General features: G+C 59.7%; 20 protein-coding genes and 1 pseudogene. 4 read left to right on the top strand and 17 right to left on the bottom strand.

Going from position 1 to position 19,965, the window contains the following annotated elements:
• Nucleotides 1–2: 2 nt before the first annotated feature.
• The 4 genes and pseudogenes from ABH944_RS32035 to ABH944_RS32020 all read right to left on the bottom strand — a co-directional run.
• Complete coding sequence (locus ABH944_RS32035; RefSeq protein WP_404611268.1) at nucleotides 3–1,703, bottom strand: NAD-dependent malic enzyme; 1,701 nt, start codon at nucleotides 1,701–1,703, stop codon at nucleotides 3–5.
• A 122-nt stretch (nucleotides 1,704–1,825) separates the two neighbouring features.
• Entirely contained in the window at nucleotides 1,826–2,773 is a 948-nt protein-coding gene (locus tag ABH944_RS32030) for an AEC family transporter (protein WP_404611269.1), read from the bottom strand.
• 752 nt (nucleotides 2,774–3,525) lie between these two features.
• Nucleotides 3,526–3,888: an acyl-CoA-like ligand-binding transcription factor gene (locus ABH944_RS32025; RefSeq protein WP_404611270.1), complete on the bottom strand. Its 363-nt coding sequence runs from the start codon at nucleotides 3,886–3,888 to the stop codon at nucleotides 3,526–3,528.
• A gap of 543 nt (nucleotides 3,889–4,431) precedes the next feature.
• Nucleotides 4,432–4,875, bottom strand: a pseudogene (locus ABH944_RS32020) (HipA domain-containing protein); the annotation flags it as partial.
• A gap of 178 nt (nucleotides 4,876–5,053) precedes the next feature.
• Here ABH944_RS32020 and ABH944_RS32015 point away from each other — a divergent pair.
• Nucleotides 5,054–5,401, top strand: a complete 348-nt coding sequence (locus tag ABH944_RS32015; protein ID WP_404611271.1) for a hypothetical protein — start codon at nucleotides 5,054–5,056, stop codon at nucleotides 5,399–5,401.
• A gap of 208 nt (nucleotides 5,402–5,609) precedes the next feature.
• Here ABH944_RS32015 and ABH944_RS32010 read toward each other — a convergent pair whose 3' ends face one another.
• From ABH944_RS32010 to ABH944_RS32000, 3 genes are read right to left on the bottom strand one after another with little or no spacing between them, the layout of a single operon-like run.
• Nucleotides 5,610–6,005: a nuclear transport factor 2 family protein gene (locus tag ABH944_RS32010; protein ID WP_404611272.1), complete on the bottom strand. Its 396-nt coding sequence runs from the start codon at nucleotides 6,003–6,005 to the stop codon at nucleotides 5,610–5,612.
• Nucleotides 6,006–6,054: 49 nt separating this feature from the next.
• Nucleotides 6,055–6,669, bottom strand: coding sequence for an NADPH-dependent F420 reductase (locus ABH944_RS32005; RefSeq protein WP_404611331.1), 615 nt, complete (start codon nucleotides 6,667–6,669; stop codon nucleotides 6,055–6,057).
• A 54-nt stretch (nucleotides 6,670–6,723) separates the two neighbouring features.
• Nucleotides 6,724–7,458: an SDR family NAD(P)-dependent oxidoreductase gene (locus ABH944_RS32000; protein WP_404611273.1), complete on the bottom strand. Its 735-nt coding sequence runs from the start codon at nucleotides 7,456–7,458 to the stop codon at nucleotides 6,724–6,726.
• Nucleotides 7,459–7,567: 109 nt separating this feature from the next.
• Here ABH944_RS32000 and ABH944_RS31995 point away from each other — a divergent pair, with 109 nt between their 5' ends.
• On the top strand, nucleotides 7,568–7,969 hold the full coding sequence (locus ABH944_RS31995; protein WP_404611274.1) for a winged helix-turn-helix transcriptional regulator: 402 nt from the start codon (nucleotides 7,568–7,570) through the stop codon (nucleotides 7,967–7,969).
• A gap of 59 nt (nucleotides 7,970–8,028) precedes the next feature.
• Here the strand turns inward: ABH944_RS31995 and ABH944_RS31990 are convergent, their stop codons facing one another.
• From ABH944_RS31990 to ABH944_RS31975, 4 genes are all read right to left on the bottom strand, one after another.
• Nucleotides 8,029–8,649 (bottom strand): NADPH-dependent F420 reductase, encoded by a 621-nt coding sequence (locus ABH944_RS31990; RefSeq protein ID WP_404611275.1) that lies wholly within the window; start codon nucleotides 8,647–8,649, stop codon nucleotides 8,029–8,031.
• A 161-nt stretch (nucleotides 8,650–8,810) separates the two neighbouring features.
• Entirely contained in the window at nucleotides 8,811–9,752 is a 942-nt protein-coding gene (locus tag ABH944_RS31985; protein ID WP_404611276.1) for an SDR family oxidoreductase, read from the bottom strand.
• Between the two features lie 174 nt (nucleotides 9,753–9,926).
• Nucleotides 9,927–10,886 (bottom strand): SDR family oxidoreductase, encoded by a 960-nt coding sequence (locus ABH944_RS31980; protein WP_404611277.1) that lies wholly within the window; start codon nucleotides 10,884–10,886, stop codon nucleotides 9,927–9,929.
• 52 nt (nucleotides 10,887–10,938) lie between these two features.
• The gene (locus ABH944_RS31975) at nucleotides 10,939–11,619 is read right to left on the bottom strand and encodes an NADPH-dependent F420 reductase (RefSeq protein WP_404611278.1); all 681 of its coding nucleotides are present in this window, start codon (nucleotides 11,617–11,619) and stop codon (nucleotides 10,939–10,941) included.
• Between the two features lie 81 nt (nucleotides 11,620–11,700).
• On the opposite strand from ABH944_RS31975, the gene ABH944_RS31970 reads away from it, so the two are divergent.
• Together ABH944_RS31970 and ABH944_RS31965 are read left to right on the top strand one after the other, a co-directional pair.
• A complete protein-coding gene (locus ABH944_RS31970; protein ID WP_404611279.1) occupies nucleotides 11,701–12,153 on the top strand; it encodes a winged helix-turn-helix transcriptional regulator in 453 nt (150 codons plus the stop codon).
• Between the two features lie 448 nt (nucleotides 12,154–12,601).
• Entirely contained in the window at nucleotides 12,602–13,528 is a 927-nt protein-coding gene (locus ABH944_RS31965) for a LysR family transcriptional regulator (protein ID WP_404611280.1), read from the top strand.
• 332 nt (nucleotides 13,529–13,860) lie between these two features.
• Here the strand turns inward: ABH944_RS31965 and ABH944_RS31960 are convergent, their stop codons facing one another.
• The 6 genes from ABH944_RS31960 to ABH944_RS31935 form a co-directional block, all read right to left on the bottom strand.
• On the bottom strand, nucleotides 13,861–14,313 hold the full coding sequence (locus tag ABH944_RS31960; protein ID WP_404611281.1) for a pirin family protein: 453 nt from the start codon (nucleotides 14,311–14,313) through the stop codon (nucleotides 13,861–13,863).
• A 32-nt stretch (nucleotides 14,314–14,345) separates the two neighbouring features.
• Nucleotides 14,346–14,936 (bottom strand): NADPH-dependent F420 reductase, encoded by a 591-nt coding sequence (locus ABH944_RS31955; protein WP_404611282.1) that lies wholly within the window; start codon nucleotides 14,934–14,936, stop codon nucleotides 14,346–14,348.
• 32 nt (nucleotides 14,937–14,968) lie between these two features.
• The gene (locus ABH944_RS31950) at nucleotides 14,969–15,577 is read right to left on the bottom strand and encodes an FMN-dependent NADH-azoreductase (protein ID WP_120310670.1); all 609 of its coding nucleotides are present in this window, start codon (nucleotides 15,575–15,577) and stop codon (nucleotides 14,969–14,971) included.
• A 1,835-nt stretch (nucleotides 15,578–17,412) separates the two neighbouring features.
• Nucleotides 17,413–17,625, bottom strand: coding sequence for a hypothetical protein (locus ABH944_RS31945; RefSeq protein ID WP_404611283.1), 213 nt, complete (start codon nucleotides 17,623–17,625; stop codon nucleotides 17,413–17,415).
• A 353-nt stretch (nucleotides 17,626–17,978) separates the two neighbouring features.
• The gene (locus ABH944_RS31940) at nucleotides 17,979–18,767 is read right to left on the bottom strand and encodes an anti-sigma factor family protein (RefSeq protein ID WP_404611284.1); all 789 of its coding nucleotides are present in this window, start codon (nucleotides 18,765–18,767) and stop codon (nucleotides 17,979–17,981) included.
• The gene (locus ABH944_RS31935) at nucleotides 18,764–19,303 is read right to left on the bottom strand and encodes a sigma-70 family RNA polymerase sigma factor (RefSeq protein ID WP_404611285.1); all 540 of its coding nucleotides are present in this window, start codon (nucleotides 19,301–19,303) and stop codon (nucleotides 18,764–18,766) included. The genes ABH944_RS31940 and ABH944_RS31935 overlap by 4 nt, the downstream gene beginning before the upstream one ends.
• Nucleotides 19,304–19,965: the final 662 nt, after the last annotated feature.

The following is a 19,965-nucleotide window of genomic DNA, read 5'->3' as shown; positions in this document are numbered from 1 at the left end:
CCTCACGAACCGCCCTTCACATAGCGGCGATAGTGCGGCGTCCACATGTATTCCTCGATACGTGCATCGACGCCCGACTCGTCAAGAAAGGTGGCAACCCCATCGCGCTGTGCCTGCCGAGCCACCACTCTCGCGACCGAAATTGCCACATCGCGTAACTGGCTCACCCTCGGCAAGAGCCTTCCTTTCGGGTCGGTAACCGTCGGCGACATGGCAGCGACCGCCTTGCCCGCCACCATGAACATTGCGTCCGTTACACGTTTCGCTTCCACGGCCAGAATGCCGAGCCCCATGCCGGGGAAAATGTATGAGTTGTTCGTCTGATTGTTGGCTATTTCCACGCCATTCCAGGTGACGGGCTTAAACGGGCTGCCTGTGCCAACCAGCGCGCGCCCTTCCGTCCACGTGACGAGTTGCTCAAGCGTTGCCTCGCTGCGCGATGTCGGATTCGACAGAGGGAAAATGATCGGCTGTTGAACATGCTTTGCCATCAAACGGATCGCAGGTTCCGTGAAAGCGCCAAATTGACCCGACACACCGATCAGCACGGTCGGGTGCGCGTTCGCGACCACATCGAACAAGCCGATCTTGCCCGGCGACTCGCTCTTCCAGTTGGCAACCGCCGCCCGGCTCTGCACGAATGGCCTCTGCCAGGTGGTGATACCCGGCATCCCGTCAACCAGGAGCCCGTCGCGATCGATCGCATAAAAGCGGCTGCGCGCCTCCGCTTCACTCGCGCCCGCCTCGATCATGGCCCGCAGCACGAGCGAAACGATTCCGCAGCCGGCAGAACCAGCGCCCAGCAGGGCGACGCGCTGCTCAGTCAGCGGTACGCCGGTGACGTTGATGGCCGCGAGAAGCGTCGCCAGCGCGACCGACGCGGTACTCTGGATATCGTCGTTGAACGTGCAGAGCCGATCGCGATAGCGTTCAAGCAACGGTCCAGCGTGGTAGCCCGCAAAATCTTCCCACTGGAGAAGCACATCCGGCCAACGCGCCATCACAGCGGTCACAAACGCTTCGACAAATTCATCGTATTCGGCCCCGGTGACACGCTCGTGCCGCCATCCCATATAGAGCGGGTCCTTCAGACGTTCCTGATTGTTAGTGCCGACATCGAGCAAGATGGGCAGTGTCTCTTCCGGGTGAATTCCCGCGCAACCAACGTACAGTGCCAGTTTTCCGATCGAGATTCCCATCCCCCCGGCCCCCTGGTCGCCGAGCCCAAGAATCCGTTCCCCGTCGGTCACCACAATGGCGCGAACCTGATCGAATCGTTTGTCTGCCAAAATATCAGGAATCCGATGTTTATTGGCGTAACTCAGAAACACTCCGCGCGGCTTTCGCCAGATTTCACTAAAGCGCTGGCATCCTTCGCCGACGGTCGGCGTATAGACAATCGGCAACAGCTCTTCGAGGTTGTTGACGAGCACCGAATAGAAGAGCGTCTCATTGGTATCCTGCAGGTCGCGCAGATACGCGTAGCGTTCAAAATCGGTTTCGTAACTGCGCAGTACCTTGATCCGTCGCGCGGCTTGATCTTCCAGCGTGCCAATATGAGGCGGGAGCAGGCCATGCAAGTGGAACAGGTCGCGCTCCTCCTCCGGGAAGGCGGTTCCCTTGTTCAGTGCGGGTTGATTGATCAGGTCATAGCTCATCAGTTCCGTCGCAAGGCTCTGTTCGACCTCAGATGCTTTTTCCATGACGCACTCCTGAATAATATTAGATCAAGTTCGATTCAGATCCTGGTGCGAGACGTGCCGACACCAGAACGGCCGGATTGTACGAAGCGACTTCGCGATGGTCACCTGAAGTTCAGAATCCGCTACCTGGAGAACAGGCCGATCAGTATTGCTTCCGTTCCGATTCCCAGGACCGTGCTGAGCAGGATGGTTGCTGTCGCGTCAGCGGTATAGGTCTTGTTCTTTAACGCAAACATGGCGGCTGCGGTCGCAGTCGGAACTGCTCCAGTGATGATGGCCTGATGCGCGGGATCTCCGGTCAGCTTGAAAAGCAAAACGCCCAACAGCATCATGGCCGGCATGAAGAAATTCTTTATGCCAATGTTCGTCAGGACGTCGAGATTGATCCGGAATTTCTCTCCATAAAGCATCAAACCAAGCGCGAACAACGACGTGCCGCCGGACGCCTTCCCGATCAAATCCACTGATGAAAGTACAGGCGTCGGGAGCTTCACGTGGCAAAAACTCAAGACGACACCGAAGATTGGCAGGAAGACGATCGGATTGATAGCGGCCCCCCAAAGGCTATGGCCAAGGACGTGTACGGAATCCTTCCAGCCGTGCCCCGCTTCTCGTTTGTCCGACAGGTGAGTCAAGACAATGGTCAGGGGCAACATGAGAATACTGGTGACCAGGTTGCCGACGAGAACAACGAGGAACCCTCGCGGACCGAACATGGCTGCCAGGATTGGAGCACCAAAATACGCCATGTCGGGATACCCGCACACCAGTGCCTGCATGGTGGCGGTACGCAGGTCGTGCTTGAACACAAGGCAGCCCAGCGCAAGGGCTATCAGATAGCTGCCCATCAAGCCAAAAGTCAGGCACAGGGCGAGTCCTGGATCAACGATCTGGTCCGCGGGTGTGGTGACCGCCGCGTAAAAGAGCGCAAACGGCAGTGCAAAACGGATGACCAAGGTTGCCAGCACACCGGCATCATCGTGCTTCAGGAGACCAATCCTGGCCGACAGCCATCCAAGAACAATGGCCAATGCGACCGGCAGGAGTCCGTTAAGGATCGTTTCAATCACGGAATTGACCTTTAGCGTAGCCGTGGAATGCCCGGCGAGTGCCCGAGTCAGCTCGCCGTACTGATTGCCGGACAGGCCAACAAATGCCTCGCCGCAATACTGCGGGCGGTTCCGCGGAATGTACCGCTACGACGCTTCGGCCGCTTTTCAATTCGCACGATTGTCACCACTTCACGACCATTCAGCATTGCCGCAAATCGATCGTGATCGAAGTCGGCCGAGGCTTGCCAGTCCGACTCAAGCCGCCCATTTATGGCGTGGGGCTTGGCCGCGACACATCGAACAACAGGAATGCGTCACAACCTTGCGGAACGCGATGAAACAAGCCGACTCGTTGTGTCTTGCCAGCGTCAATCGGGCGTCATATTCAGGCGCCAAAGTTGCGGAGCATCGGGGATTTTCGCCGTAGCGTGAGCACAGGGTCATCCGCAATGTGCGGCGGCGAGGCACCATTCGCGAGTAGATGAAAGCAGGAACCGGATCTCAGGTGAGCGCGATCACTGGATCCGCGACATCGGCCGCTTCGGTAAATGAGCCTGCTTTTGAAGGCAAGAACGTGTTGTTCGTGTCTGGACTTAACGTGGATGTGTCGCCGCGTCCCGGCGTGCTAACGAAATCGAATTCGATGCGGCGATCCGGACGATGTCGAATGATGAAGGGGTGGAACTGCCGTCGCTGTAGCGTTGTGGTGAGGCTCATGTCATCGAAGACATTGGGGTGTTGTGGTCATGACCGTCTAGTAAGCGAACCGGTCAGCTAGCCGTGAGCGTTCTCAGCCGCGCAAGCGATGCCTTCACGATCTCGACGTAGCCGTGTTGCTCGGACTCGCTGAGCCACTGCATGAACGCAACCCGAAAAACGGCGATGCCCGCTTCGGCCGCAAGACTCGCGTCCGGCTCGCCGACACCGCGCTCGCGCAGCGCCCGCGCAAGCGCCTCGGACAGCGTTGCCAGCTTGATCAGCTCGCGCTCGCGCAGGTCCGTGTTGGCCGCGATCACCGCGCCGCGCACGCGCGCGAACGGGCGACGGTCGTCACCGAAGAAATCGCCCGCACTCGTCAAGGCGGCGGCGATCGCGTCTATCGCTGAAGCCTTCGCCGGCGCCATGAGGTTCATTCAACGCCTGCCTGCACTCGCCGTCGCGCGCCCCGGACTCACGGGGCATGGGCAGGCGTCGAACAAACCTCAAAAGGTACTCGCATTGGACATCGGCAGGTATTGGTGTGGACCAATCGTTCGAGTGACGGCTCTGGGGGCTCGGCGGCCGGCGACAATTGGCCGATTTCTACCTGTCAGAAAATTGACACAGGCGCGCCCTCGCGCGAGGTCCGGCATGTGACGTTCCGCGAGCAAGTAAGTGTCTTCAATGAAGAAGTAATCCTAATTACTTACAAATAAAAAATTTGCAATTTCGACGAGAATGCCGAACGTTTCTGCCATTTGGCTCTCACGCACGCATCGTAGCAGCGACTCTCAAGCGCCGGCCACTCGTTCCCGATACCGTCATCGATGCCGAAGACGGCTGTTGTCGGAACACACCAGAGGATCAGCGGCCGCCTTGTTTGAAAAATCGCGAGCACTAGCTGTCTCAGGGCGATTTGTGAACGCGGTACCGTCGCTGATACCGTCAGGCTTGTTCGAACGCGGCCCCCGATACCGTCACAACTGCAGTGCTGCACCAAGATCGTCGTGCTCGAACGCGCTTGCCATGCGTGCGATTTCTGCGCGCCTGCAACCGACCTCCTGAGCAACCGCCTGCCATGTCCGGGTGACGTTGGCCACCTCGCGGGTCGTGGCGCGTGCCTGTTTCAACGACAAGCCGAAAAACTCTGCCGCATTTTCAAGGAGGCCGACCGAACACGTTCCCTCGTCGAGATCGATGTTAGTCGTCAGGATGCGCGCCTTGACGTCGGTTGGCGTGGGATTGAGGTCATAGGCCGGTGACAAAACCCAGCCGTCGTGGCCGGCCCAGAGGAAACCGTGGTTGCGCAAATGGTCATCGACATTGGAAACCAGTACGTTGAAGGTCACACGGCGATATAACTGGGCAGCATCGGTCCGCGCCTTCGCACCGTGTTGTGTCAGTGCATCAACCAGTTCGGGATAGCTGCCACGTTGGCCGTCTCACGATCCTGTCATTGACATTGCCGAGAGAAAGGGAAAGGGAATGCGAATGCTCCCAGCGCGGTCGAAGCGACGCGACAACAGCACAGCCTTACCCGCTACCAGTGGAAGTACCTCGACGGAAATCCTGACGTATCTTGCCGAAGTCGCAATACGGATGAAACCGACACTCTCGGCGCCTCAGGCCCGGCGCGTAGCGGAGGTCGTCCTCCATGCATTGGACAACAAGGCCAACAACCATCGCGAGTTCAGCTTAGAGTATTTTGATGCCTCAAGCGGGAGCACCGACAGCATTCGGTTCCGCCTTGTACGGTTCGAGCCCGACGCCGAAGATGTATATCGGTACCGCCCAACGGCGGAAGGCTATCTGGTCTACCTCGAAATGTTGGATCTCTCGCCGGAGGACTCCCAGGAGCTGCTCGAAAGGATGCTGGACCTTCTGGTCCAGCGCGGGCGCGCCGATGCAGCCCTGGAAATCGCACGCCGTGCGCGCAAGCTAGCGTGACCGTATCAAAGTGACCAATAAGGACATCAATGAAGGCGCGGACCTTTCCTGACATGCTGCGGCGTGTCGGATACAGCGCGTGAAGCTCGAAGGGTTCGCGTCTCAATGAGGTAAGTACCCGCACTAACGTGCCTGCCTGCGACTTCCACATACTCGGTTCGACCCAACTGATTGACTATTGTTGTTAGATTCATCGCTAACTTCGGCTTTAAAGATCGGAGGCCCGCGTCAATGCAAGCGTGTCGATGTACTCCCGGATGTTGGTCACTTTGCCGTTTCGAACGGTAATGGCGAAGACCCAATGATCCTCAAACGTCCTGTTCGTGGCTTTGACTCTGCCCGTGGCGAAGCCGGCGACCAGAACCCGGTCGCCCTGCGCGACGAATTCGGGGGGCTCCGGGTATGACGTTTCCACCGTTTCGGAAGCCTTCTGAAGCAGATCCGCCAACCCCGCGTGTCTGCGGTGCGTGCCGGCCAGGGCCCACTCGCCCGGAATGATCCACTCAATGTCTTCGGCAGAAATCGTCAGCAGACCTTGCTTATCGCCGCGGCCCATTGCTGCAAAAAAATCCTTCACAATCTGGACATTCTCACGCGTGCTCATCGACATCTCTCCATTGCAGGATCGCATCAAAATTTGCGATCACGATTCATCAGTCGAACTTGACCAGGTCCTTAAAGATCAGTTGACCCCAGCTATTTCCGCGGGCCTGCACCAGCAGCCCACCTTCCGAAAGCCCGCCAAGTTTGATCGGCGAGAAACCGAGATTTTCCGCAAGCGCACCAATCTCCGCTGCGGCGCCGTCATCGTCGCTCGCTAGAAACACGACTCTCCTGCCACCCTGTACGGCCGGATCCTGGTCAAGGACGGCAGCGCCCAAATGGTTGAAGCCCCTGACAAGTCTTGCACCAGTGAAGGCCTGCGCGACGACCCTGGAAGAAGGCTGTCCTCCCAGTTCCTCAGGGGGCACGCCGTAGGCATTGGTCACATCGATGATGGTCTTCTCCTGCCAGTTCGGCAGCGCCTTCGCGACATCCGGGTGCGACTCGAAACGGACAGCCAAAAAGACTATGTCCGCCTTGACGGCATCCGCCAGTTTTTTGGGAATGATCGTGGGTCCGATCGCGGCCGCGGCCGAGGCAAAGCTTTCCGGGTCGCGAGTGGTTGCAACGGATACCTCGATGCCGCTCCGGGCGAACGCCTTGGCCAGGGCCTGGCCAATTTTGCCGAAGCCAATGATTGCGTAGCTCATATATTTCCTTTGGATTGCCGAGCCCCACGGCGCTCCGAATTATCGAATGGCGCGCCGTAGGGCGTAGCGTCAGAGTTGCGCCAGGCCGCCGTCGACGGCGACTTCGCTGGCGGTCATGAAGCTGCTGTCCGACGACGCGAGAAAGGCGGCCGCGGCCCCGATCTCCGCGGGATCGGCCATGCGCTGGAGCGGAGTCATCGAGGCGTAGACCTTTTGGCCCTCCTCGCCGAGCGCTGCCTTCGCGAGTTCGGTCGCCGTCGCCCCGGGCGACAGCACATTTACGCGGATGCCGGTACCCTTCAGGTCCTCCGCCCAGGTCCGCGCGAGGTTGCGCACTGCCGCCTTGCTCGCGCTGTAGGCGCTCATTCCCGGGGCGCCCGTGGTGCCGGCGCTCGATCCGGTCAGGATGATCGAACCGCCCTCGCCCATCAGCGGCAGCGCCTTCTGGACCGTGAAGATCGTACCCTTCACATTGGTGTCGAAGGTTTCGTCAATGTGCTCGGCGGTGATCTTGCCGAGCGCCAGCGGGCTTCCCGCCCCGGCGTTGGCGAAGACGATGTCGAGGGTTCCGCGCTCGGCCTTCACCGCTGCGTAGAGTCGGTCGAGGTCGGCCTCCTCCGAGACCGAGCCTTTCACCGCCCGGGCATTGGGCCCGAGCTCGGCCACAGCGGCTTCGAGCGCTTCTTGTCGGCGGCCGTAGATGAAGACGAAGGCCCCCTCCTCGATGAAGCGCTTTGCTGCGGCGCGGCCGATGCCGGTAGCGCCACCGGTGATCACAGCGGTCTTTCCATTCAGTCTGGTCATGTCGTGCATCCTTCCTTGGAGTTGTACGGAAGCAGGGAACTGCTTACTTGAGACAAGCATGCACTTCTGATAACCTATGCACAAGTATGCACCTTTTGGTAACCATAAAATGACCGACTGTTCTCAACATTGCGGTGGCCGCTACTCCTACGGGCTCGCCGCCACGCTCAGCATCATCTCGGGCAAGTGGAAGCCGCTGATCCTGTACTTCCTGCTCGACGGCCCGAAGCGCTACGGCGAGCTCAAGCGCAACGTTCATGGCGTCAGCGCCAAGGTGCTGATCCAGCAACTGAAAGAACTGGAGGCCGATCGCGTGCTGGTGAGGACCGACTACAAGGAGGTACCACCGCGCGTGGACTACGCGCTGACCCCGCTTGGCCGCAGTCTGGCCGACAAGATTGTCCCGCTGTGCACCTGGGGAACCGAGAACATGGCAGAAATGGTGAACATGCTCGCCGAGCGCGACCGCTTGCTTTTGCCGGATACGCAAGAACTGCTGAGAACGACGTGAGAGACGTGTTGTTCCCAGCGGTGTTGTGGACCTGTCGATGAAGACGCGGCGTCGGTGATTCAGCCGATCTCGACGTTCAAGGCGATATCCCACGTGCCTGCGCCGTTTTTGGCCAGGCCGATCATCATCAGACCAAGCGCCTCGAGCGTCGAGGCCATGGGCAGGCCACCGACATCCAACGGACGCAGTCCGAGACTCTCGATGAAGGTCGAGACTCGCGCCTTGGCCTCCGCATCGTCGGCTGCGATGAACGCGTCGAGGCGTCCGTTCTTGGCAAGTACGTGGCCAAAGACAGTGTTGAACGCTTTTACGACGTGCGCGGTGGCGGGAAGACCCTTGGCGATCTCCTGCGCGCCGGAACTGCCGTGCGGGGTGACGAGGCCGGAAAGGTCCGGGGCGACCGGATTGGTGATGTCGATGATCACCTTGCCTTCGAGCGCATCTCCGTAATCGGCCACTACCGCCGCCGCACTGCCGTACGGCACGGCGAGGATGACGATATCGCCCGTCGGCGCGGCGGCGTAAGTCCCCGTGGTCGCTCCCGCTGAGAGCTTATCGGCCAGCGCCCTCGCTTTGGCTGGGTCGCGGCTTAGGACCTCGACGGTATGTCCTGCCTTGGCGATACGGCCGGCGACCGCCGTGGCCATGCCTCCTGCGCCAATGATGCTAATAGTGCTCATCTAAAATCTCCTTCTGAGTTGGGGCATCCCCGTAATCTGTACGAGGCTTTCGCCCATCATGTTTTCCGTGTGCGCCGAGCCACTTGCGTCCCCCTCCTACCACTCCGGGAGGAAAGTGTCTTGGTCGGGCTCGGCGCGATGCGGGAGTCCCTGCCATCCGCTCAGCTGGCAGGGAAGTAGTGGCCATTGTCCATATCGGCAAACAGGCCGGGCTGCGTTGGTGTCCAGCCGAGCGTCTGGCGCGTGATGGCACTCGACGCCGGGGTATCCAGCGTGACCAGATTCGCAAGGAACCCGAAATACCCCGGCAGCATCAGCACGTCCGCGGGAATGGGCACAGCGGGCAGCTTCAAGCGACTGCCGATGGCCTCGGCGATCTCGCGATACGGAATGCTCTCGTCTGCAACCGCGTGCCAGCTTCTGCCGGCGGCGCCCTTCTCAAGCGCCAGGCGGAACACGGTGGCGAGGTCGCGGGTGTGCACGGCGGCCCACCTGTTCGCACCGTCTCCGGCGTAACCGACGACACCCTTTTCCTTCGCCAGCCCGATCAGCAGCGGAAGGAAGCCGGCATTATCGGTCGTGCTGTGCATGATTTCAGGAATCCGAACAACCGAAGATCGCACGCCTTTTTCGGCGAGGCCGAGTACAGTGGTTTCCACGATGTTACGAACCCGCAAGGTGTACTTGTATGGATCGCCGCCGGGAAGAGGCGGATCCTCCTCGGTGGCCGGCCGACCCAGGTTTTCCCAGCCGGGCGAGCCGATGCTTCCCGATGAGACCAGCGGCTTTCCGGTTCCGGCCAGCGCCTCGCCATATGCGAGCATGATCTGAAGTTCCGCATCGGCCACGGCGTTGATCCCACCGACCGGAATCAGGTCTTGCCGGTGTGCGACATGGATGACACCGTCGGAGGCGGCGGCCGCTTCTTTAAGACCGTCAAGATCCTCGAGGCTACCGAGACGCGCCTTCGCACCGAGTGCGGACACCGCAGCAGCCGCCTTGTCTGAACGAGCCAGGGCGGTGACCTCATGGCCGGCGGCGATGAGCTCGGAGATGATGTACGGACCGGAATGGCCGGTCCCGCCAGTGACGAATACGTGCATGTTAGGGATCCTATTGATGATGTGATGCGATAAGTTCTGCGAGTGCGCTCAGCCGAGAAGGCTGGTGCCGAGTGTGAAAGTGACGGATTTTGTAAAATTCATGGGCAGTTTTCTCATGACTTTGGGTATGACGGCCGGGTGCTTTTTTGCTACCAGTTCCCTGCCGTCAGCTTGTCAGCCGGCAGGGAAGTAATGACCGTTGTCCAAGTCCGCGATCAGGCCGGGCTGAGCGGGCTCCCAGCCGAGGACCTGGCGCGTGATCGCGTTGGATGCCGCGAGGTCCAGCGTCACCACCGCCGTCAGGAACCCGAAATAGCCTGGCAGCATCAGCTCGTCGGCGGGAATGCTCACGGCGGGCAGGCCCAGGCGGGCGGCAATGGCCTCCGCTATCTCGCGGAACCGGATACCCTCGTCGCCGACCGCGTGCCAGGTCTTGCCGGCAGGTCCTTTTTCGAGCGCCAGGCGGAACAAGGTGGCCAGATCGCTGGTGTGCACCGCGGGCCACCGGTTTTCGCCTTTGCCGGGGTAGCCGACGAAGCCCTTCGTTTTCGCGAGCCCGATCAGTTGCAGGCGCCCGGTCGAACTATGCACCAAGGTAGGAATTCGCACGACCGAAGACCGCACGCCCTTCTCTGCGAGCCCGACTACAGCAGTCTCCACGATGTTGCGAGCCACGAGCGTGCCCGCGTCCATAGGTCCACAAGGAAGGGCCGGGTCATCCTCGGTCGCCGGTCGGCCGAGGCTGGCTGGTGCGAGGAGCGGGCCTGCCCGCCCCAAGTTCGTGGGCGCGCCGATGCTCCCCGCCGCGACGAGTGGCTTTCCGGTGCCCGCCAACGCCTCGCCGAACGCGAGCACGATCGACAGCTCCGAGTCGCCTAAGGCAGTGATCCCGCCGGACGAAAGCAGTTCGGCCCTGTACCCGAGGTGGATGACGCCGTCGGACTCCGTCGCCGCCGCCTTCAGACCGTCGAGGTCGGCAAGGTTTCCACGTCGTACCCTGGCGCCGAGCGCAGACGCCGCTGCCGCAGACGCGTCCGACCGGGCCAGGGCGACGACTTCATGCCCGGCGGCGACGAGGTCAGGAATGAGGTATGAACCGACCTGACCGGTCCCGCCAGTGACGAAAACGTGCATGCGAATGTTCCTGATGAGTAGTGTGATGCGGGAAGCGGTGGTACCGGAGCACTCAGTCGAGAAGGCTGACGCCGATTGAGAAGTTGGTGTGCTTGACGGAGTGGGTGAGGAGGCCCAGCGACAGCAGGCAGGCGTGCTCCAGTGTCCTCGCCATGGGCAGCGGCCCGGTATCCATCGGGCGCAGTCCGAGGCTCTGGATGAACGCCGAGACGCGTGCTTTCGCCTGCGCGTCGTCCCCGGCGAGGAACACGTCCAACGGGTGGCCCGGGACGGGACCGGCCGCCAGGACGTGAGAGAACTGGGTGTTGAACGCCTTGACGACTTTCGCATCGGCAGGGGCAGCCTTGCTGATCTCCTTCGCGCCGAAACTGTCGCCGGGGGTCACGAAGCTCGTGTGGTCGGAGGCGACCGGATTGGTGATGTCGACTAGAACCTTGCCTGCCAGCTCTTCGCCGTACTGCTTCACCACGTCAAGAACGGCGGAGTAGGGAACCGCCAGGATGACAATGTCCCCGGCCGGGGCGGCGCCGAACGTTCCTGTCGTCGCGCCGGCTCCGATCTGCTCGGCGAGCGCCCGCGCCTTGGCGGCGTCGCGACTCATCACCTCGACGGTGTGTCCGGCCTTGGCGGCAAGGCCGCCGATCGCTGCGGCCATGCCGCCTGTGCCGATGACGCTGATAGTGCTCATGTGCAGCCTCCTGGTTTGTTGGGTGCTGCTCGTACTCCCGAACAACCATCCTAATCACATTGCTTGTAAAAAACAAGTAAACATGAGATTTTACTTGTGCAATGCAAGCGATGTTAATATCTAGCCATGAAGACGACATCTAAAGAAGACATTCGGTCCCATTGCGCAGTGAACTACGGCGTGGAGGTCTTCGGCGACCGGTGGTCGCTCTTGATCATTCGCGACATCGTATTTGTTGGCAAGAAGACGTATGGCGAGTTCCTGAAATCGGAAGAGGGAATTGCGACCAATGTGCTTGCTTCCCGCCTTGCCTTTCTTGAGGAGCAGGGGATTCTCTCGAAGGCACCCAGCCCCGACGATGGGCGCCGTGACTTTTACACGCTGACCGAAAAGGGCCTGGACCTCGTTCCTGTGGTGCTTAACATAGTCCTTTGGAGCGCGAAGTACGATTCGAAGTCGTACGTGCGGCGCAGTAAGGAGTTCGTCGCTCGATTACGTCAAAGCCCCACGCAGGTGAGCGAAGAGGTGAAGGCGTTGGTCCGCAATGGCGGGTGTATGTTTCCTGAGAGCAAGGAATGACCAAGACGGCAAGCGCTCCTGTCACGTCGCACGAACGATATGCGCACACCACCGGCTACGTGGTGCAGCGAATAGCTGGGCCGATGTCCGAAACGGTCCTGGAAGCCGCCATTAATGTTTCACCAATCCCAGCGGTAGTTCAGGGTCCGACATGAGCCCGACACGTGCAGCAGCACGCGGCCACAACCTGCCAGTCGCCAGCGGCTGCTTTCGGCACACTCGTTGTGTTGTCGATGACCCGTTGGAACGAGCTACTGCTTGGCGGCTTCGACTTGGACGACAAGCTTGATGTTGTTCTCCTTTTCTGGGATTGAATGGAACCATGCCGCCGCTCCTAGAGCTGGATTGCACCGGTCCGTGGATACCATTGATGGGGGCCGCCACCCACTCTGAGAATCCGGTATATTGCGATGCGAGACATCGCTCTCAGAGATAGATAAAGGCTTATATGCTCGACGGCGTATCCCTCGACCAGCTCAGAACATTCATCGCTGCGGTGGACGAAGGAAGCTTCTCCGCGGCGGCTCGACGCTTGAACCGCGTGCAGTCCGCAATCAGCGGCTGGGTGAGTGCTTTGGAGGAGCAGATCGGCATCACACTATTCGACAGGTCAGGGCGTTTCCCAAAACTAACGCCTGAAGGCGTGCTCCTTCTTGCGGATGCGCGGGCCATCGTCTCGGGCGTTGACACCTTCAAAGCTCGGGCAAAGCTCATGGCCTCGGGAGTCGAGGCCGAGCTCTCCGTAGTGTTCGATGTCTTCTTTCCCACTGCCGCCATCAGCGAGGCAGCCAGAGCGTTCGCCAAGCGCTTCCCGTTGACGCCGTTACGGATCTTCGTGGAGGGTTTGGGTGCTGGGTATCAGCCGGTACTGGAGGGGCGCTGCACGTTGGGAATCCTCGCCTCACTCCCAATGGACTTCCCGTCGCTGGCTGTCGACCGCCTCGGCACCGTCCCCTTGGTGATGGTTGCTGCGCGTGGCCACCCGCTTGCAAACTTCGAGGGCTGTATCCCCAAGAAGGAACTCTCCAAGCACGTGCAACTGGTCTTGACCGATCGTTCACAGCTGCTCGCTGGCCGCGACTACGGGGTCCTATCGTCTACGACCTGGCGCTTGGCCGATCTGTCCACGAAATATGCGTTGCTCAAGGACTGTGCCGGCTGGGGAGGGATGCCTCTTCACATGGTGGAGAAAGACATCGGCTCCGGTGACCTGGTCGCCCTTGACGTCGATGGTGTCCCGCGCGCTGGAGCCATGCTGACCATTTCTGCCGTCTACCCAGCCGCAGCGCCTCCTGGTCCCGCCGGCCGCTGGCTCGTTGAGCATCTGAAAGACTGGTCGAGCGCAAAAGAGTCGCCTGAACCTGCAAAACTCTAGCGCTAGGCAGCGGCCTTAACCGAAAGTCATTCGACCGCACGAGCCAGAAGGTAGACCGCAAAGCCCGTCTTGCCGTCACCGTGTCACGACCGCACACTACTCCACCCCGCAACTGTCTGCGCGTGTGGCGCTCCGATGCCGCCGGCAGAGTCCAGGTCGCGTTCGGTGACATCTTCACGGCCCAGACGGCCATATCGGATTTTGGATCGGCTGCCCAGGAGTCCTGGCGGAGGTGGTGGGGGCACCTTGTGCCCGTCTTGGCCATTCAAAGCCCCGGCGATGCAAGTGATTTCCGTACGATCAGTCTTACTCACGAATTCGGCGCGTGGAACCTACGGTTCCCAGAACATGGTGAACTTCGGATCAGCCATCTTCTTCTTTGCCGGAAGGTTGAGCCAAATCTGGATGACCTCCGCTGTGTTGGGCCCATCAGGATTGAGGAGCGGAAACATCTCGGCGTGGACGATTCCGCGTCCGGCCGTGAGCCATTGCACATCACCCGCGCCGAAGCGGGCGCTCGCGCCCAAGGAGTCCGAGTGATCCACCACACCTTGCCGCATGATCGTGATCGTCTCGAAGCCGCGATGCGGGTGAGCCGGAAAGCCAGGCACGGTCTTGCCGAAGTACATGCGCCAACCCTGCGCGCTGGTGGAGGCGGCCACGACCGGACCCAAATCGGAATTGCCGGCCGGATAGTGGTCGACGTGATGCGCACAGAGGAGAAAGGGATCAATGGTCTGCAATCGGGATCCCAATGGTTCGACTTTGATGATCGGATTGGTCATTGGATAATCCCCCCGACGAGCATCGGAGCCGCCTACTCGTCCAGCATGATGAGGTTTTGAAGAACAAGCGGACCGCGATACTGCAGCAGGCGACCGCCTTGGTCAACGCGGCCAAGCACGATGGGCGCGAACCCGAGTGCCGATACGAGCGAGGCGACTTCGGCGTTTGCATCTTCGTGATTTCCGGCCACGAACATCACCCGCCGTCCCCGCCCCTCTTTGGGCGCGCGGGTCAACAACGCCGCGGGCAGTTGATTGAATGTCTTGACGACCTTCGCTCCAGGCAGGGCGTTGGCCACGAAATCGCTGGATTGAAGGCCCCCAAGTGGTTCGAAGTTCATTTCGCGGTAATTCATCGCGTCGATGACCGTCTTGCCGCTCCAGTCCGCCCTTGCTCGTGCTACAGCTTCATGCGAAGCGAAAGGCATGGCAAAGATGATGATGCTTACCTCCAATGCTTCCTTGAGCGTGACGGGCCGAACCGCCGGTCCCAAGCCATTCGCCAGTGCGACGAGCGACTCGGGACCGCGCGTGTTGGTGACTGCCACTTCAATGCCATGCTCGGCAAACTGCGTTGCTAGCGCCGTGCCGACACTGCCCGATCCGATGACGGAATACTTCACGATCAGATCCGTTGGTTGATAGAGACCTGGCCTCAAGCGGCAAGGGCCGCGATGTCCTCGGAAGCACGCGCAAGTGCCGCGTCCTTGGCCTCAGGCCCGATAGCCAGACCCTCCGCTCGAACGATCGTGAGGTCTGTCATGCCGAGAAAAGCGAGCAATCCGGTGAGGTAGCTTTCCTGATGATCGAAGGCTGCGGACGGCCCGTTGGCGGGATAGGAACTGCCACGCGCCGACGCGATAAAGGCCTTCTTGTTTTTCAGCAGACCTTCAGGGCCAGCCGCTGTATAGCTGAAAGTCTTGCCGGCTACGGCGATGCGGTCGATCCAGGCCTTCAAGGGTGTGGGAATCGAAAAGTTGTACATTGGCGCGCCGATCACAACAATGTCTGCTGCGAGCAGTTCGTCCAGGTAAGCGTTGCCCTTGACCAGGTCCTCATTGAGGGTCGCGTCTTCGATGACCTCGCCCATGCGCGCTGCCATGTGCGCCGCAGAGAGGTGGAGTGGTGGATCAGCCGCCAAGTCGCGGTACGTGACCGCTAGGTCAGGGAGGAGAGCGAGCTGCCGGGCAACGATCTCGGCGGACAATCGGCGGCTCGCCGACGCCGCACCGAGCACGCTGGAATCAAGATGAAGAAGCTGCATGTTAGACCTCGCGAATGAATGGAAACGAAGCGTTCGAACGCCCTGATTTCCAATGGTGCGGCCGAAGCGGGCTCATGAGAAGCCCTGATATTAAGAACCGAACCATCCGTTTTAGCGATGGATAGTGCTCGTGCAACTTGGAAAGCGTGCACACGGCAGAGAGTCTTTTCTCGCTTGGGACCGGCCAAGCGCGTCCCGCGTCCATGTGCTTGGACGGCAGGCCGTAATTCAACGCGTGCGCAATACTTGTTGGCCATCCAGGAGTCGAGACTGGTGCACTGGTTCAAATGTGTGGATCAGTGATCCGTGCACGGGCGGCCTCTGGCATCGTCTCCGGTTATCGGAACCGCGAGGACCAAACAGGTTCATTCGCGACCGAAATCAGGGGCACGCGGCTTATTTTCACACAACTCGATCGTGCTAAAACCCTGCCTTTGTTTGACACAAACCAAAACCGAACGACCCGCGATAGGGACGTTCGGCAACCCTGAAACCCGGCTTACCATGTGGCCGCTGCGGCATCACCATTGCATGTCGTCATGCAACTCGCCCCCACAACAGATCACGAGGGAACATGCCGCGTAGCGGCCTGATTCGGAAGACCCACTTTCTTGTTTTCACACAATTTGCCCTTGCTCAATGTCCCGTTTTGTTTGACACAATGCGAGATGACCGGTCATACCGAATAACTGAAGCTGAACAAAACAAGGGATTTCTAATCTATTGAAGCATAGGCTACCGCCGGTTTTGGGCACCATGCCGCGGTGAGCGCCTCGCATACGGTTTTGGCTTGCCCGTGAAGACACCGTTTTGACGCCACCGGATGGAGGGGGAAAAACTAGACCGGCGCGAGCGAGTTGTCGGCGGGATGTCGCGATTGGCCGAAGTAGAGCTTTGCTCTCCTTGGCTAACGCTCACCGAATCGTGACTTAATGAGAGGTCGTAGGAACCTGCGATTCGTACAAGATCAAAGACGAAAAATTGACCATTTGATTTGTATAAAGTCCTGTATTCACGTTAAACCGAAGCCCAAGCGGTGAACTGCAACATGCATCGATTCATGAAAGCGGGATTGATGTGATGGACGGCTTCTCCACTTTGGCATATGCCTATCCCCGAAGGGATGGAGTCGTCCATCACATCAGAGCCTTGGCATCCACGGGTTCCGATCGATCTCAGTATCCGAATCACTTACAAATTGGGCGAGCGACAGGCCGGACCAGCATCTCAATCTGGCTGTGGCACTCAGTAGCCGCCTGCACTACCTGCACTGCTGCTAGTACTGGATGCACCCATGCCACTCTCCGATGAGCAGGCCGTTACCAGCGACGAAAATGCAAGCGTCAAGACGACGCACAGAGCGCAAACGATGCGGGACTTATTCATTCTAGACTCCTGCTGGAATGGGGTTCGGATGGACGGCACCTTCCGTCGCAAAGCTCACCCCGAAGGTTAAGGTCGATATGGCCAGCACCGCACAGTCAGCACTGCCATACAGACATAACTCTCGCGAGCAGCGGTATATTCCCGGACCTACATTGTTCTTAGCTCAGTCTCGCAGCTCAGCCCGCCGTCGAGGGCAACGTGAGCTAGCGCTAGCAACCGTAAGAGCGGCCAAACAAGGCCATCGGATAGCGGTGTACTCATCAGAAGCTCACACGCCGCGCGAATTCGTTTCGAAGGCCGTCCGGCCTTTCGGGTATCCAGCATATACCCGTCCATCCCGACCACTGCATAAGCACATGTATCGCCGTGCCCCTACTTTCAATCGCTGCGGCATGCCAACGCGGTTTCACACGTCGCGATCAGAGATTGCCGTCTGATACGCGAGTTCTTCAACCCGCTGTCATGCCAAGACGACGGAGTAGTTCCGCCCCTGCCGGCGTCAGCCGAAATCTGCCATCGTCGAAAGCCGTAGACACGATTTCGACAAGGCGCGCTTCTTGAAGAGCGATCGCATCTGGATCACCAGCAGCGACCTGGTTGGGCGCATCGAGCAGTAGAAACAGAATGGCAATCTCATGGTGGCTCAGCAGCGATTTCATCATCGACCTCAGGCATACACGAGTACTGGGCAGGGAGCGCACGAAGATCACCTTGTGTCTCGAATGGCTTGCATATTGCGACGAGTCCGACGTGGTTCCCGCCAGAACTCTGTTGATCGGCTTGACGGAACCCCTCTAACTACGGAGGCGCTGTCAGCGATCTGGCGCCGTCGTTTCCATTCGTGGACCAGATGGTGTGCCCAGTCACAAGCGTCACGCGAGATTGTCCGCCGCAAGCAGCGGGCTATCTCAAGACAGCACGATCGGATGATGTGAGTAAAGCTTGTGGTATTCCCTGCCCTGATTGTGTGTAATGCAATGCGACAGGGAACCGTGCGCCTACCGCATTGCGACGGCTAGGACGCGGCATGCGCACGCAGGTCCACGATGAAGTTGTTCAACTCGTTGTCCCCGGCATCGGTAATCGCCCAGTAGTTCATCCCTGCAGCACTCCAGTGGGCGAGGTGATAGCCCTGCTGCTCGTATATGTGAGGCGCGGCGCCGGCGTCGCTACCCGGCCATACATAAAGATTGATCGGGTGCAGCTTGTAGCGATAGACCATCACAGCTACTGACCGCCCATTCAGGTAGTCCAACCGACCGCCGACCAGCGGATACCCCTGCTGCGCAAGATCAACCACGGGCGGGGTATAGTCCAGCTTGCCATTGAACCAGGGCTTGACCGTATGCTTGTCGGTTGAAATCACATCGGAAAGGTGATTGAACTGCAGCGAACGGATATGGTTATCCACGAGCTCCTGAGTCAGGCGCGTCTCGCTCGATGGCACCGAGAAGTACAATCCCGCGCTCCAGCTCAAGGCGACCACACTCATCACCATCGCGCCAACTGGAGCCCAGCCCAACGATCCGCCACCGCTCCATTGACCAAATCGGTCGCCCAGCCGCTGCCAGAGCGAGCGCCGGCCTGGCAGCGCAGCCTTGATACGCTTCACCAGTTCCGCTGGCGCCTCGACGCGCAAATCAGCCTGCCTGAGCTGCACGCTCACTTGACGCTGCTCCTCGTAGGCCCGCTGACACTCTTCGCAGCCGGAAAGATGGCGCTCGAACTCGAGCGCCTCGGACAGGCTCAGTTCCTGGTCGATATAGCCTGGAAGTAGTTCAAACGACTGTTCGTGGTCCATCATGCCTCCTGATCCGTCGGTGCCAGCAGCGCCGCGAGTTGCTGGCGTCCGCGCCCGAGGCGAGACATCACCGTGCCCATCGGGATGCCCACGATGGCGGCGATTTCCTTATACGACAATTCTTCAAGCTCCCTCAGCACGACCACCTCCCGGTATTCCAGCCGCAAACTCTGCAGCGCCCTATGCACCCGTTTCTGGCTCTGGCTGCGTATGAGCATCGCCTCAGGGCTGTCGTCGTGTTCCGCGGTATTCGTCTCAAGGCTATGCATGTCTTCCTCGAACTCCGTGGTGTCCGCCGCGTGGCCCCGGTTCTGCTGATGCCACGTGTAGAAGGTGTTGCGCACGATACTCAATAGCCAGGCGCGGGCATCCTCGCCGCGGAATCCGCCAAAAAACCTGAACGCGCGAAGGTACGCCTCCTGTACGACGTCCTGGGCATCCTGATCGTTATGCGTCAGCCATCGCGCAACATTGAAGGCCGAATTCATATGAGGTAACACGAGCTTCTCAAACCGCTGCGCGTTGACTGGATCGGCCATTGTCAAATTCCTGAGTATCCGCAATCCGTGACCGACAGTTAATAGACCGCCGGCATGCCATTTTTATTCCCGGACCCATCGCCACGAACAGATGCCAAGTTGCCCCCGGCATAACAAGCACCGGTCAAGCGATCCGTAGACCCACGCGGAGAACACTCTCAACACACGCAATCTCATCCACCCAGTCGGGCTTGCCGAAGTCGTTTTCGCCTCCGGCCCTACCGGGTGGTCGAATGTCGGACTGGGCTGGTGTGGCAGACAATCCGACGTTTTTTCATACAACTGTCAGACAATAACTGTGGCTTTGAGTGGGTGCTAAAACCCGACGCACGCGGTGCCCAGCAGAAAGCCGTCTCAGGCGTCAATAACGCCTCCCTCAACAAGCTGACTTCATCGTCTGCACGGGCGACCTGTCCCATAACCGACGCCCCGCTCCAGCGCCGCAAGCCGCGATTTCGGACGCGATGCCGGCTCGCGCTGCGCCTCCACATCGATCACAGCCGCTTCAGATAGAAGAGTAGCGCCTCTTTTGAATTCTCGGTGGGTGGTTTGGCGAGTCAAGGGCGGCCGTGAGTACGGTGAAGCGAACTCTTGAGGTGCACTGAATCGACAAGCTGAAATGTGGCTGGTTACGGAAGCAGGCGGTTAGAGTCCGCTACGCG

It is taken from the genome of Caballeronia udeis (assembly GCF_044909315.1).
GTDB lineage: Bacteria > Pseudomonadota > Gammaproteobacteria > Burkholderiales > Burkholderiaceae > Caballeronia > Caballeronia udeis_A.
The sequence above is the reverse complement of the archived record's forward strand: the minus strand, read 5'-3'. Positions and strand labels throughout refer to the sequence as shown.